This window comes from Thalassospira marina (genome assembly GCF_002844375.1).
GTDB lineage: Bacteria > Pseudomonadota > Alphaproteobacteria > Rhodospirillales > Thalassospiraceae > Thalassospira > Thalassospira marina.
This window is the reverse complement of the sequence record NZ_CP024200.1, coordinates 517,542-532,500: the sequence shown is the minus strand read 5'-3', so window position 1 is coordinate 532,500 and position 14,959 is coordinate 517,542. Positions and strand designations below refer to the sequence as shown.

At 53.6% G+C, this 14,959-nt stretch carries 12 protein-coding genes (1 of these 12 running past the window's edge); 4 read left to right on the top strand and 8 right to left on the bottom strand.

The window, feature by feature from the left end; genetic code table 11:
• The 5 genes from CSC3H3_RS22540 to CSC3H3_RS22520 all read right to left on the bottom strand — a co-directional run.
• Positions 1 to 460, bottom strand: partial view of a GntR family transcriptional regulator gene (locus CSC3H3_RS22540; RefSeq protein ID WP_101286626.1) — the 5' portion only. Its footprint begins 221 nt before the window's first position; only the first 460 of its 681 coding nucleotides appear in the window; the start codon lies at positions 458 to 460; the stop codon falls past the left edge of the window.
• 149 nt (positions 461 to 609) lie between these two features.
• Positions 610 to 1,611 carry a 4-hydroxyproline epimerase gene (locus CSC3H3_RS22535; protein ID WP_101286625.1) on the bottom strand — a complete coding sequence of 334 codons (1,002 nt, stop codon included), beginning with the start codon at positions 1,609 to 1,611 and terminating at the stop codon, positions 610 to 612.
• A gap of 17 nt (positions 1,612 to 1,628) precedes the next feature.
• Entirely contained in the window at positions 1,629 to 2,876 is a 1,248-nt protein-coding gene (locus CSC3H3_RS22530; RefSeq protein WP_101286624.1) for an NAD(P)/FAD-dependent oxidoreductase, read from the bottom strand.
• 107 nt (positions 2,877 to 2,983) lie between these two features.
• Positions 2,984 to 3,880, bottom strand: a complete 897-nt coding sequence (locus CSC3H3_RS22525; RefSeq protein ID WP_101286623.1) for a dihydrodipicolinate synthase family protein — start codon at positions 3,878 to 3,880, stop codon at positions 2,984 to 2,986.
• 171 nt (positions 3,881 to 4,051) lie between these two features.
• Positions 4,052 to 5,215 carry a glycosyltransferase family 4 protein gene (locus CSC3H3_RS22520; RefSeq protein WP_101286622.1) on the bottom strand — a complete coding sequence of 388 codons (1,164 nt, stop codon included), beginning with the start codon at positions 5,213 to 5,215 and terminating at the stop codon, positions 4,052 to 4,054.
• 180 nt (positions 5,216 to 5,395) lie between these two features.
• On the opposite strand from CSC3H3_RS22520, the gene CSC3H3_RS22515 reads away from it, so the two are divergent.
• Entirely contained in the window at positions 5,396 to 7,546 is a 2,151-nt protein-coding gene (locus CSC3H3_RS22515; RefSeq protein WP_101286621.1) for a bi-domain-containing oxidoreductase, read from the top strand.
• On the opposite strand, the gene CSC3H3_RS22510 is transcribed toward CSC3H3_RS22515, so the two are convergent.
• Together CSC3H3_RS22510 and glpK are read right to left on the bottom strand one after the other, a co-directional pair.
• Complete coding sequence (locus tag CSC3H3_RS22510) at positions 7,537 to 8,481, bottom strand: AEC family transporter (RefSeq protein WP_101268512.1); 945 nt, start codon at positions 8,479 to 8,481, stop codon at positions 7,537 to 7,539. The genes CSC3H3_RS22515 and CSC3H3_RS22510 overlap by 10 nt on opposite strands.
• Positions 8,482 to 8,633: 152 nt before the next feature.
• On the bottom strand, positions 8,634 to 10,127 hold the full coding sequence (glpK, locus tag CSC3H3_RS22505; RefSeq protein WP_101286620.1) for a glycerol kinase GlpK: 1,494 nt from the start codon (positions 10,125 to 10,127) through the stop codon (positions 8,634 to 8,636).
• Positions 10,128 to 10,365: 238 nt separating this feature from the next.
• Here glpK and CSC3H3_RS22500 point away from each other — a divergent pair, with 238 nt between their 5' ends.
• Both CSC3H3_RS22500 and CSC3H3_RS22495 read left to right on the top strand, forming a co-directional pair.
• Complete coding sequence (locus tag CSC3H3_RS22500) at positions 10,366 to 11,535, top strand: UDP-N-acetyl glucosamine 2-epimerase (protein ID WP_157831992.1); 1,170 nt, start codon at positions 10,366 to 10,368, stop codon at positions 11,533 to 11,535.
• Positions 11,536 to 11,615: 80 nt separating this feature from the next.
• The gene (locus CSC3H3_RS22495; protein WP_101286618.1) at positions 11,616 to 12,167 is read left to right on the top strand and encodes a hypothetical protein; all 552 of its coding nucleotides are present in this window, start codon (positions 11,616 to 11,618) and stop codon (positions 12,165 to 12,167) included.
• A 114-nt stretch (positions 12,168 to 12,281) separates the two neighbouring features.
• On the opposite strand, the gene CSC3H3_RS22490 is transcribed toward CSC3H3_RS22495, so the two are convergent.
• Entirely contained in the window at positions 12,282 to 13,742 is a 1,461-nt protein-coding gene (locus tag CSC3H3_RS22490) for an NAD-dependent succinate-semialdehyde dehydrogenase (RefSeq protein ID WP_101286617.1), read from the bottom strand.
• 317 nt (positions 13,743 to 14,059) lie between these two features.
• Here CSC3H3_RS22490 and CSC3H3_RS22485 point away from each other — a divergent pair, with 317 nt between their 5' ends.
• Positions 14,060 to 14,923 carry an outer membrane lipoprotein-sorting protein gene (locus tag CSC3H3_RS22485; protein WP_101286616.1) on the top strand — a complete coding sequence of 288 codons (864 nt, stop codon included), beginning with the start codon at positions 14,060 to 14,062 and terminating at the stop codon, positions 14,921 to 14,923.
• Positions 14,924 to 14,959: the final 36 nt, after the last annotated feature.

Genomic DNA, 14,959 nt, shown 5'->3' with positions numbered 1-14,959 from the left:
TTTCCAACGTTTTGGGGCGGTTCGATGCCTGATAGAGCCGTTCATGGAACTGGCGGTTCAGCTCGCCCCAGCGGGCAATGTCGCCTGCGCGCAGGGCTTCGTCATAGACATCAAGAATTTCAGTGGCCGCGCGGATATCATCGGCACTTAGCCGGGGAACCGAATGACGTAGCAATTCGCATTCAAGAAGACGGCGGACTTCAAAAAGTTCCTCGATCTCGTCAAGGGAAAGCTGGGCGACAATAGCGCCTTTATGCGGCTGAAAAGTTACCAGGCCTTCGGCATCGAGACGTTGTAGTGCTTCGCGCACCGGAATACGGGAGACATTATATTCGGTAGCTATCGCATCCTGACGTAATTGGGTGCCAGCCAGAAAATCACCAGAAAGGATGCGTTCACGCAGATCTTCGGTCACCTGGTCGGTAATGGTACGACGGGTAAAACGGGGGGAAGCTACCATGTTGTTTTGTGTCTATCTTATTGCCTGGCCAGAACGAATGACCACAGCGTGATCATTCGTCCAGAATAGTCATAACGGGGCGACTTGAATGTGGCAATAAAATTACCGGATTTCGGGCATATCCCTCGCAAATAATCCCTGATCGGGTGTTACTTGACGATAAAGCCATGCGCATAGGGATCGCGGTCATCGATGAAAATGGTATTCAGACCATGCATACGCGCCCAGCCCGCAACCGAGGGGACAATAGCAGAATAATCGCCGACTTTGGTTTCCTCGACAACATAGGCCTCGAATTGCGAGCCGATAATGCTTTCATGGACGATCCTGCCATCTGCTGGCAGGCGCCCCTGGGCGGCGAGCTGGGCCAGCCTTGCCGAGGTGCCGGTGCCACAAGGTGAGCGATCAATCCCTTTATCGCCATAAAAGACGGCATTGCGATGCGTACTGCTATCCTGGGTGGGTTTGCCCGTCCATTGAATGTGGGACAGACCGTTGATTTCAGGATGGAGAGGATGAACAAATGTTTCAATTTCGTTGAGGCGTTGGCGCAATTGCGGGCTGAGACGCTGAAAATCGCCGACAGAATAATCGGCCATGTCGCGGAAATTTTCCTGCGGCTCGACAATGGCATAAAAATTCCCGCCATAGGCCACATCAACCGTCAGACGGCCCAGTTCAGGGCAGTCAACCTCGATACCTTCTTTATACAGGAAGGACGGAACGTTGGTGAGGCGGACCTTTTCAACATATTCGCCGACCTGTTCATATTCGGCAATCACCAGCCCCGCAGGGGTATCAAGACGCACAATACCCGGGGTTTTCGGTTTGATCAGCCCCTGTTCCAGCGCCATGGTGACAGTACCAATCGTGCCATGCCCGCACATTGGCAGGCAGCCCGAGGTTTCAATAAACAGGATGGCAACATCGCAATCATCGCGGGTTGGTTCAAACAGGATGGAGCCTGACATGATATCATGACCGCGCGGTTCGAACATCAGACCGGTTCGGATCCAGTCATATTCAGCAAGGAAATGCGCGCGTTTGTCGCGCATATTGGCACCGGCAAGCCGTGGCCCGCCACCCGCAACAATGCGTACCGGGTTACCGCAGGTATGACCATCAATACAAAAGAAACTGTGTTTTGCCATTTATGGCGGGCTCCGGATTAAAAGCGGTTGATGCGATAGGGGGTCAAATCAATGCTGGCAGGCTGGCCTGCAACCAGATCAGCCAGAAGACGGCCAGTGGTTGCGCCCATTGTCAGCCCAAGATGGCCATGACCAAAGGCGAAATAGGCATTGTCGTGCCGGGGACTTGCGGAAATGACCGGTTTTGAATCCGGCATGGAAGGACGAAAACCCATCCATTGTGTGCCGCCTTCTTCACGCAGCCCGGGGAAAACTTGCTGGCCCTTTTTAAACAGGGCAGATGCACGGCTGTAATCTGGCGCGGCATGCAAACCGGCAAGTTCAACCGCACCACCAACACGAATACCCATTTCCATGGGCGTCAGAACAATGCTGTCATCCGGGCTGATGACCATATGATTAAGCGTTACACCATTATAGGGGACGGTGGTGTTATATCCGCGTTCGGTATCTAGGGGCACTTTGCTGCCCAGACGGGCGGCGAGATGGCGCGACCAGGCACCACAACAGATCACCACGCTATCAAACGTGATATTATCGCCAGCCTGATTGATGGCGGCGTGCGGACGGCCATCCTGATAGACAAAATCGGTGATTTCAGCGGTGTTGAATTTTCCGCCACGGTCCAAAAACAGCTGATAAAGACCTGTGACGATTTTATAGGGGTCAAGCACCCTGCCCCAGTCTTCTTCCAGCACGCCACAGACAAAACCCGGTGCGAGGTCCGGTTCGCGGTCATAAACTTCGTCGCGTGAAAGGTCGGTCAGGCGTACACCGTTGCGACGGCGCAGATCGGTATAATAGTCGTCACCGCGCCGGCCCTGTTCACTGCGGTAAACCGCCATTGCGCCATCGCGGAACACTGCATCCTGCAGCTTGGCATCGCGAAACAGCGGATCATAATCATCCCATGCGGAATGCAGGATGGCGGCCAGTTCGGTTGCAATTTGTTCGACACGGCTGCGGCGGCCAGCGGCCATAAAACGCAGCAGCCAGGGCAGCATTTTAGGCAAATAGGACAGACGCAATGTTAACGGACCGGTAGGGTCCATCAACCAGCCCGGAACATTTTTCAAGGTGCCGGGCATGGAAATAGGTGCGCATTCGCTTACGGCGAGACCACCGGCATTGCCAAACGATGTGGCACGCCCCGGCTCGCCCTTATCGGCCAGGGTAACGGTAAAGCCGCGTTTTTGCAGGGCAAGACCGACATTAACCCCCACAATTCCGGCACCAATGACAAGAACATGTTGCGGGTCAGACATCGGGACCTCATCACCCAGAAAATGACAGCAAAACAATGGCTTCAAACCGGCAGGGCAGAATGTGACCTGCCGGTTTGTGCCAAGATGCAGGCGTTAGCGACACACAATCACAGTGACGGACGCGTGTCGATGGCCTTTTGAATGATCGCGGTGATGGTTTCGCGTTCTTCGCCAACCAGGGTCAGGCGCGGGGCACGAACATATTCCTTGCCAACACCGGTCATGGCCTGGGCAAGCTTGATGTACTGAACCAGCTTTGCATGTACATCCATGTGCAGAACCGGGGTGAACCAGCGGTAAATCTTGACGGCTTCGGCATATTTGCCCTCGGTCAGGAGCTTCCACAGGCCAACGGATTCTGCCGGGAAAGCATCGGTAAAGCCGGAAATCCAGCCCACAGCACCCAGGACCTGGGTTTCCATAACCAGATCATCCATGCCGCAGAACAGAACAAAGCGATCACCACAGGCATTATAGATATCGGTGATACGGCGCGGATCACCCGAGCTTTCCTTGATCGCGACCAGATTTTCAACATCGGCAAGCTGGTTGAATTCTTCGGGTTTGATGTCGATGCGATAGGCACCCGGATTGTTATAAATCATGATCGGCAGCGCGGTTTTGGCCGCCACAGCGCGGAAATGCGCCAGATTTTCGCGGGTATCAGCGGTGTAAATCATGCCGGGCAGAAGCATCAGGCCATCGGCACCCAGTTCTTCGCATTTCTGGGCATATTTGATTGCACCTGCCGTGGTGGTTTCGGCAACACCGGAAAGAACCGGAATGCGGCCCTTGGTGATTTCGACAGCAAGTTTAAGGACGGCGATTTTTTCGTCCATTTCAAGGGTGGTGTTTTCACCAACCGAGCCCAGCATCACAAGGCCATCAACGCCAGCATCGATCAAAGATTCGATCTGTTTGGCGGTCATATCAAAATCGATCGAGCCATCTTCGAACATCTGGGTCGCTACAGCGGGGAACACACCAGTCCAGCTTACCTGCATAACAAAATTCCTTTTTCCGATACGCGGTCACACCCCACGGGAACGTCCGCTGATTTGCCTGAAACCAGATATCGCACATTTGAATATTGTATACAATATGGAAAACGAAAAAAGTTGCACTGGTGCTTCCAAGCCGGAAACACGTCCTTCATGCATTCACAATATGCGGATTTATCCTTCGATCACCTGAAGGGTTTTCTGAACGACAACGGCATCGCACAGCTCGTTCTTAACCAGAAAATAGGCGTTAGCAGCCAAATTGTTACGAAAGTCGTTATTTTCCATCAGCCGTTCAATGGCATCGGCAAGGGCTTGGGCATCGCCCAGCTTTACCAGCAAGCCGGTATCGTTATGGCGGACGATCTCGCGGCATCCCGGCACATCTGTTGCGATCATTGCAAGGCGACAGGCCGCAGCCTCAATCAGTGATTTTGGCAAACCTTCCCGCCAGGATGGCAAAACTGCCAAGTCAGCCTGCTGAAGCAGGGTTGGAATATCGCTACGTTTACCAAGCCATTCCACCAGCCCTTCTTTTTGCCAGGTTTCAAGGTCGTCAACCGTTGCGCTGTCCGGATTGGCAAGGTCGACATCCCCAACCAGCAAAAAGCGGTAATGGACGCCCTTTTCCGCCATCAGCCGAATGGCAGCGACCAGTTCCCCCAGCCCCTTGGACCACAACATCCGGGCGACAAAAATAGCCGTTTTGGGCTGACCCTGGGCTTCCTGTTCGGTAAGCTTATCAACAGGAAAGTATTTTTGCATATCCACACCAGAACCCCGGATCAGAGACAAGTTCTGGGAACGGAAACCGAGAAATGCCATTAATTCCTCGTCATCCTGATTCTGGACAATGACCTGTACCGATTTGAAGCAGGCGTAGAACCGCAACACGCGACATACAATTGCACGAATGATTTTGGCCTTGCGCCCGTTTGAAACAAAAACAAAACCAAGCCCCGTGACCATATTGACAATACGGCGCGCGCCGACAAGCAACCCGGCCAGGGTAGAAAGAATGACGCATTGAATAGCGACATTAACAATTACATCGGGCTTTTCACGGCGGAAAATGGAGATCAGATGTGAAACCGTTTTCAGCGAGGAAACCGGGCTTAAGCCGCCCCGCGAGATATTAAGGTCGATGACCCTGAAACCTTCGGCCAGAAGCAACTCGGCGGCCTGATTTTTACGGCAGGCCACAACAATTTCCCAGCCACGGACCTGTGCCGCACGCGCCAGCGCCATGCGGTGCGAGACGAAATACCAGTCCTCGCTGCAGACAAATAACAGCTTTTTGCGTTTTGATGCGGCATTCGGCGTGCGGGAATTTGACATGCTATATTCCAGTTAGACGCAACCCGAAAACCAGCGGATCGCTGTGCTGTTTCACATAGGGACTGTTGCTAGCGACACCGGCCTGTTCCGTCAATCACTGATCGACGATGCGCCATCTGTATGATTTAATCCTGCACGAAGAATACAGCCCAAACGGGTATTTCGGGGGAAAATCGATATATGGCGACGATGCAGGCCCTGCTGCGTTTTCCAGGTGAAAAGCAGGTGAAGGTGGCGCAATGCCCCGTCCCTGCCCTGCAACCTGGACATATTTTGATCAGAACGAGCCTATCGGTAATCAGCCCGGGCACCGAAGCAACGCAAAATGCCGAAACACGCATGCCCCTGCTGGCAAAGGCACTTAAACGCCCCGATTTAAGCGCACAGGTTTTTGACAAGCTGCGCCGCGATGGCATTGCCGCAACCCGCAATGCCGTACAACACCGCCTGGATCAGCCGATTGCCGCAGGTTATGCCTGCTGCGGTATTATCGAAGAAATTGGCGAGGGTGTTCAGGGCTTTGCAAAAGGCATGCGTGTAGCTTGTGGCGGGATCGATTTTGCCCGACATGCCGAATGGAATGTCGTTCCCCAAAACCTTGCCTGCCCGATCCCCGATAACGTCAGTGACGAGAACGGCGTTTTCACCACCCTTGCCTGTATTGCCCTGCATGCCATACGGCAGAGCGAAATTGGTATTGGCATGACCGTTGCCGTTGTTGGTTGCGGCCTGATCGGACAACTTGCCATTCAGTTGGCAATTGCGGCAGGCGCACGGGTTATCGCCATTGACCCGCAAAAAAGCCGCCTTGCAACCGCAAAGGAAAGCGGCGCAATGGGCTGTTTTGAAAACGCTGCCAATATCCCCCCAGGCCAACTGAGGGAGATAACCCACGGCGCTGGTTTTGATGCCGTATTATTATGTGCATCTGACCAAAACGGCGCACTCATTAACGTCGCCGCACCGTTATGCCGGGATCGCGGGATTATCGTTTGTGTGGGCGATATCAAACCGGGTGGAGATCGCGGGCCGTTATTTCGCAAAGAAATCACCCTTCGACAGGTCCGGTCCTATGGCCCCGGCCGTTATGACCCCAGCTATGAACAGCTGGGCCAAGATTACCCGATTGGCTATGCAAGATGGACGATCAAACGCAATATGCAGGCCGTGCTGGACCTGATGGCAGACCAGCGGATTAACCCGGCGAAACTGATTGAAGCCAGAATTCCGCTTTTGGATGCCGCAACCACGCCACATGGTGGCACATCACCACTGGCAACCGTGATTGAATACAATGCCCAAGAGGATAATGAAGAACCCGTAATTGCGCGCCCTGCATCAGCTATGGCCACGCCAAAACCACAAAGCGGGACTGTGACCCTGGGCATTATTGGTGCCGGTAATTTCACTGGCGCCACCCTGTTGCCAGCCTTAAAACAAATGCCCGATATCGCCATCAGATATATCGCCAGCACCCGCGGCCTGGCGGCGATGGGTGCCTGCCGCCGCGTACCGGGCGCCGAAGCCATAAGCGATCCCCAGCAGATTTTTGACAACCCGGAAATTAATGCCGTTATCATTGCCACCCGCCATGACAGCCACGCGGACCTTGCCGCAAAAGCACTCGAACATGGCAAACATGTGTGGGTGGAAAAACCCCTTGCCGTCAGCCTGAAGCAGTTGGATGTCTTGCAGGAAGCGGCGCTGGCAACCACCCCAGGCCACGTTTTGATGGTAGGGCATAATCGGCGCTATGCGCCCTTTAGCTCACAAATGCAAAATGCTTTGCCGGACGGGCCCAAACATTTTTCCTATCAAGTACGGCTGTCCCCCTTGCCCACCGATCATTGGCTAATGCAGCCCCAACACGGTGGCCGAACGATTGGCGAGATCAGCCACTTTATTGATCTGATCAGCGCGCTGGCAAAATCACCCATCCGCGACATCACATGTCACTGGATCAACCACGAACGCGGGGACAGCATATGGGAAATCCAGTTTGCCGATAACAGCCACGCCACCGTGCATTACGCCCATGGCGGGCATAAGCGCGACCCAAAGGAACGGCTGCATATTACCGCGCCCAACACAACAATTGAACTGATCGATTGGCACAAACTGGTCATTTCAGCAAATGGCAAAAGAACCGTTCAGCGCAGCGGAAAACTTTTGAGCAGACCCCCACAAAAAGGCCATGCGGAGGCACTTGAATGCTTTATCCAGCGTGTGCAGGGCAAGCCATTGCACACGCAAAACGGTGCATTACTACCACCAACGGCGCAGGATGAAATCGACCTATGCCGGTTGATTTTAACCGCAGCTTATGGCTGAACCCCGGCATAAAGCACAAGAAGCGGCAGGGTGATAACACTGATCAAGGTTGTGATCAGAATAGTGGTTGCCGAGCGGTCGATACAGATTTGGTAGTTGCCTGCCAAAATGGCGACATTGGCCCCCGCCGGCAAAGCAGCCATGATGGTTACCACCGTTAACCAGAGCGGCGGCAGGTCAAACACGAAATAGGCGACAGAAAACACCAATACCGGCTGAATGAACATTTTGGCACAGGTGCAAATCAGGCTGGCCTTAAGATTACCGCGCACACTTTGCCCATAAAGGCCACACCCCACCAAAAGCAGCGCCACCGTTGGCCCGGCAACACGAAAACGTTCCAGCGTATTATTGGCAATTTCAGGCAGTTTCAACCCCACGAGCGATGCCGCCACCCCGGCAATAATGGCAATAATGATCGGATTTTTAAGAACCCGCACCATACTGCCCGCAACATTTGCCAACCGGGTTTCACCCGATGTTCGGCTGCCTTCGACCAGAAAAATGGTAATGCCCAGCAATGTGAGCGGGTGAATGGCCAGCACGATCAGCAGGGGCACAAGGCCTTCTTCACCATAAACCGCCTGAACCAGCGGGATACCCAACAGCACAACATTGGAAAAGACACCACCCACGGCCGTGATTGCGGCCTCGTCGTTTTTGGCCCCAAGGGTGAAGCGGGCGGTGAAATAAACCAGCGCATAATTCAAAAGTGCGCCGCCATAATATGCACCCCACAGGCGCAAATCAAAATGGGCACGAATGTCTGATTGCGACAGGGTTTGAAACAGCATGGCCGGGATAAATACATTCATCGCGATGCGGGCCAGAACGGGAATGCCATCGCGTGACAGGATGCGGGAACGCATCAACAGATATCCACACAAGATCGTCAAAAAGACGGGCCCAACCTTACTGAAGATCAAATCCAGCATTCATCCCCCAGGCACAGCATGGCTGCGCGTTATATCATCCCCGACAAACAGAACATTGCCGCACAAGGAAAAGGCGGCACAAGCCCGTGCCGCCCGATCCATATTCATACTATAGGGGGATTTTCGCGCTGACCAGCCAGCTTGACGCAACCCTATTCGTCGCCAGTGCGCACCCGCGCAACCGCATCACGCCATCCGACCAGGACATGATCCCGCTGGGGTTGTGCCATTTTGGGCGAAAATTTCGCATCAAGCTTCCAACGACTGCGAATTTCATCCAGATCGGAAAACAGCCCGGCCTGCAAACCGGCAAGGCACGCCGCACCAAGGGCGGTTGTTTCGGTGATTTGCGGGCGTTCAACATCAATCGCCAGAATATCGGCCAGATACTGGCAAATCCAGTCATTGGCGACCATACCGCCATCCACACGAACAGCCTTGGGTGCCACACCATCTGCCGCCATGGCATCAAACAAATCGAATGTCTGGTAACAAACGCTTTCAAGGGCCGCACGAACAAATTCGCGCGGGCCGGTATCACGCGTCAGGCCAAATACGGCACCACGCGCATCAGCATCCCAATAGGGTGCACCCAGGCCGGTAAAAGCCGGGACCATGTAAACACCGCGGTTATCGGCAATATCGGCGGCAAGACCTTCGGTTTCGGCAGCGGATTTAATAATACCCAAACCATCACGCAGCCATTGCACAGCAGCACCGGCAACGAAAATTGCACCTTCCATGGCATAGCTGATTTTGCCATTCAGGCGATAACCAATCGTGGTTAAGAGGCGGTGCTGGGAGGTAACGGCTTCATCGCCTGTATTTAAAATCACAAAGCAGCCAGTGCCATAGGTGCTTTTAATCTCACCAGGATTAAAGCAGCACTGACCAAAGGCAGCGGCCTGCTGGTCACCTGCAATGCCATAAACCGGGATTTCCGCACCAAACAGGTCCTTTTCGGTCTTGCCGAAATCAGCCGCGCAATCCTTGACTTCCGGCAACATCTGCCGGGGGACGCGGAAAATGTCACACAGTTCCGCATCCCATTTGTCTTCACGAATATTGTAAAGATTGGTGCGCGCCGCATTCGTCGCGTCGGTCGCATGCGCTTTGCCACCGGTCAGGCGCCACAACAAAAAGCTGTCTACCGTGCCAAAGGCCAAATCGCCCTGCTCGGCCCGGGCGCGCGAACCGGTTACATGGTCCAAAATCCAGGCGATTTTGGTGGCGGAAAAATACGGGTCAATCAACAGGCCACTTTTGGCGTTGATTTTCTGTTCCAGGCCCGCATCACGGTTCCGCAGATCACGGCACAACGCAGCCGTGCGGCGATCCTGCCAGACAATGGCGTTATAAACCGGCTTGCCGGTTTTACGGTCCCAGACAATGGTGGTTTCACGCTGGTTGGTTATGCCAATCGCCGCGATGTCGGCAATATCAACATGCGACAGTGCCTCGCGGCAGGTTTCAACAACCGTATCCCATAAATCTTCCGGGTCATGTTCCACCCAGCCGGAATTGGGGAAATGCTGGGGAAATTCGCGCTGCGCAACCGCCACGGATTTACCATCACGGTTAAAAACAATCGCGCGCGAACTGGTTGTCCCCTGATCGATCGCAAGGATATATTTCTTGTCTGACATTTCGTTCCTCCCGGTGCATCAGCGACTTTTTATGACAAATACATGCCGTGCACATTCAGTTTTGATAAAAGTCAGATAACATCGCCCGCAAGTCAAGGAATTTTCGTTATGCAACACATTTGCGCATTTCAATTTCATTAACGAAAATTTCGTCATGCTATTTTTGCCTGACTTGCACCCCGTACGCCATACCAACCTATATAAACACCTTCCCACAGCAAAGCGGGCCACCACCACAATGCCAAGCACAGACAAGGACAAAAAAATAATCGATCTGGTGTTTGGTACCCGGCCCAATATCATCAAGGCAGCAGGCCTTTATGCCGCCTGGCAGGAAAATGCAGGCGATTGGCCGTTTCACCTGCGACTGGTCGATACTGGCCAGCATTGGGACGATACCTTATCGCAAAACCAGCGCCTTGCCCTTGGCCTGCCGGAACCGGCCTGTAACCTTGGAATTGGCAAGGTACTTGCCGGACAAAACCGGAATTCCGTCGATAATGGCGCAACCAATTCTGACTGGCGCGAAACGGTTATTTCCGCCGCAGCCCATGCCTATGAACGGCTGGTCAAAACCGCGCCACCCACGGCCAGCATTGCGATTGGCGATGTGAATGGTTCCGTTGGTATTACACGGGCTGCCGCCAGACAGGGAGTTTCGTTATTTCACCTCGAAGCAGGCTTACGCGGCGGTAGCGATGCCATCGCCGAAGAAGCCAATCGACGGGAACTGGACCATATTTGCCAGTATCTTTGGGCGCCGGATGATACGGCACTGGCAAACCTGGTGGCCGAAGGCATTTCGACAGATCGCATCGCCGTAACCGGCAATATCATGATCGATACGCTGGTGCGATGGGCCCCACTCGCGCCTGCAACCGCAACCGCGGACGGTGCCGATGCCGTCGCGGGCGGCCAGCACCCCATTCTTGTAACCATTCACCGCGCGGAAAATCTGGCGCCGCTTGGCCGGTTTCGTGACATTCTATCTGGCATTTCTGCAATTGCGCAGGATCACCCGGTTACTTGGCCGCAACATCCACGTACCCGACAACAAATTGAAAAAACGGATTGGGCAAAACAAACGCCCGGTAACATTTGCCTGCTGCCCGCGCTTACCTATCCCGATTTTATGGCGCAGTTACATCAGGCCAAACTGGTGATAACGGATTCAGGCGGTATCCTTGAAGAATGCGCCTACCTTGGCAAACGCACCGTAATCCTGCGTCCACGCACCGAACGCCCGCACGCGATGGCACATTGTGGTTTTCTTCATGCGACACCGCATGATTTGCCACAACAGACCGCACAGGCATTGCAAAACACCCCCAGCCCGTTTCGCCCGGCGGGATGGGACGGCAATGCCGCAATCAGGATGCTTGAGGATATAACATCCCGGTTGTTTTAACCCGGTGCAAAACAGGCACATAAATTGCTTATATTCCGGGAAATACAACCATATATGGCAGTTTTTACCGGGGAAACATTATGACAGCTTTTCAATCTGTTGGCGGGCTGAGTTCAGGACTGGTGCAAAACCAGAAATCGGCAGCAGGTGGCATTATTGCTTCCAGCAGCACCGGCTATGCCGATAAAACCGCCGATAACGGCCATTCCGACGAGGTCAATAAAATCCGTGAAACCGGTTTCATGGCCTATGTGAAGGATATTGAAGAACAGAAAATCAAGGAAATGCGCGAAAAGATTTTGCAGTCCATGGGCCTGGACGAGGAAAAACTTGCCGCCATGCCTGCCGATCAGCGCGCAGCCCTTGAAAAATCCATTTCCGAACGCATCCAGCAGCAGCTTGACGTTGCCAGCATGACCAACAATTCGGATGATGAAGACGAAAAAGATGGCACAAAAAACCTGGATCGCAACATGGCGCAAATGTCGTTTGATCCGCAAATGTATGCAGCGTTAACAATGATCCAGGAACGCGACCAGCAGATTGCCGAAAACAAGGCCGAACTTCAGGGCCAGCAACCCGAAGCCGAAATTGACACCAGCTTTGGGCTGTCGCGCAGAAACGGCCTTTAAAACCCGCCTGAATTTTTAAATTTCCGGCACAGAAAAGGCCCGGGTCGCTATGATCCGGGCCTTACATCAATTTTTGGCAAATTATAGCTTCATCAGGCAGGCAATCCCTGCCGCTTAGCTATCCAATCCACCCATGCAGACATATTTGGTTTCCAGATAGTCTTCCATGCCGTATTTGGAGCCTTCACGACCAATGCCGGACTGCTTGAAACCGCCAAAGGGTGCAACCTCGGTCGAGATCACGCCGGCATTCACACCAACAAGGCCGCTTTCAAGGCCTTCGGCCATTTTCCAGATCCGCCCGATATCACGGGAATAGAAATAGGATGCCAGGCCAAATTCGGTGTCATTGGCCATTTCCAGCACTTCGTCATCGGTTTTAAACCGGATCAGCGGTGCCATCGGACCAAAGGTTTCTTCACCAAAAACCTGCATGTCGCGGGTCGCATCGACAATCACGGTCGGTTCAAAGAATGTGCCGCCCTTTTCATGGCGTTTACCACCGGTCAGAACACGGCCACCTTTTTCAACCGCATCCTTGACGTGGCTTTCAACCTTCTGCACCGCCTTTTCAGTAATCAGCGGGCCAATTTCAACGCCATCTTCAATACCAGCGCCCACCTTAAGCTTGCTGACTTTGGCTGCCAGTTTTTCGGCAAAGGCATCATAAACGGCGTCATGCACAAAAATGCGGTTTGCACATACGCAGGTCTGGCCGGTATTGCGATATTTCGATGCCAGCGCCCCTTCAACAGCGGCGTCAATATCGGCATCTTCGCAAACGATGAAGGGCGCATTACCTCCCAGTTCCAGGCTGACCTTTTTGATGGTATCGGCACACTGGCGCATCAACAGGCGACCAACCGGGGTAGATCCGGTAAAGGTCAGCTTGCGAACGATGGTGCTTTCGGTCATTTCAAGGCCGATTTCCTTGGCATCCCCGGTCACGATGGATAGCAGGCCCTTGGGCAGGCCAGCACGTTCCGCCAGAACCGCCATTGCCAGCGCCGAATAGGGGGTTTCGGACGCCGGTTTAACCACCATCGAACAGCCAACAGCAAGGGCTGGTGCCGCCTTACGGGTAATCATGGCTGTTGGAAAGTTCCAGGGGGTGATGGCTGCGCAAACACCAACCGGTTCTTTTAAAACGACAATGCGCTTATCTGCGGCAAAGGTCGGGATCACATCGCCATAAACGCGTTTGGCTTCTTCGGCAAACCACTGCAGAAAGGACGAACCATAGGCGATTTCGCCGCGTGCTTCGTTAATCGGCTTGCCCTGTTCGGCGGTCATCAACTGTGCAAGGTCTTCCTGATTTTCCATCATCAGGTCGTACCATTTCATCAGAATAACGGCGCGTTCCTTGGCCGTGCGCTTTTTCCAGAGCTTCTGGGCTTTTTCGGCCGCCTTGATCGCCTGCTTGACAACATCACGACCCAAAAGCGGAATGGTTCCCAGCTTTTCGCCGGTTGCCGGGTTGGTAACATCTTCGGTTTTGCCGTCAGGCGCATCCATCCATTCACCGGCTACGTAAGCCTGCTGGCGAAACAGCGACGGATCTTTGAGCGAAACCATCTTTCCTCCTGATATTCTGAAAATCGGGGCACGAACCGGCCCCCTTTTTAATGATCGTTATGTGACGCGCTTTTGGTCACCTTTGCAACCCAAATCGCTGCCCAAATCATCAAAACACATAGCCAATTAACGCCGCGTGCCAAGGGCAGTTCCGGGGCCCTGCCAAAATTGCTGTGGCCCGGTTCACAACACACCAGCCCAAAGATATAGACGACAACCTGGGATGGTTTAAAAAACGCACCTAGAGGTAGTAAAAGAAACCCTAATATGTTAACCAAGTGAAATATTGGGAATTTTTGGGGACTTTGGGGGAAATAATGCTTCGCCACACTCGACAGTGGGCAGCACCGCTTGCCGCGTTTGCATTTGGGGTTACCGCCTGCATTTTTGCTTTTTCCGCACAGGCCGAGGAACTGACCGGACGTCAGATCCTTGACCAGGTGTCAGAACGTCATGATCGCCCATTCGAGGCGGAAGACCAGACCATGACCCTGATTGACAATCGCGGCAATATCGAAGAACGCACCCTGCGCCGCTATGCCCGCGAATGGGATAACGGGCTTTATCGTTATTTGCTGGTATTTGACGAACCGGCCGGTGTGCGCGGCGTCGCGCTGCTGACCTGGCAAAACCGGGGTGCCAGCGATGACCAATGGATCCACCTGCCCGCCTATGGCCGCGAAATGAAACGTTCTGCCGATGGCGGCAAGCGCAACTATTTCATGGGAACGGATTTCGCATTCGAGGATATGACATCCGAAGACCGCGAAAAATTTCGCTATGAACGCCAGCCCGACGAAAAGGCCGAGCTGAAAGACCAATCCGGCCAGGTGGTGGATACCGTTGATAGTTATGTCGTCGACGCGTACCCGAAGGATGACGAGCTGGCCGCAGAAACCGGTTATAAATACCGTCGCCTTTATATCAGCAAAGATCGCTTTTACATTCGCCGCATCGATTTTTATGACCGTCGCGGGCGGTTCCTTAAAAACCAGTATGCGTGGGATATGACCCAGATCGAAGGTGACACCTGGCGCGCCAACACCATGCTGATGGACAATGCCAAGGAACGCCACAAAACGCTGGTGCATATTGAAAACCGCGACTTGAGCGAAGATGCCGTTCCCGCCCGCATGTTTGAACAGCGCTGGGTAACAAGCGGCCGGCACCTGCGCCAATAATCCTGTTTCCAACCGTTCCCGGTGATCATAACACCG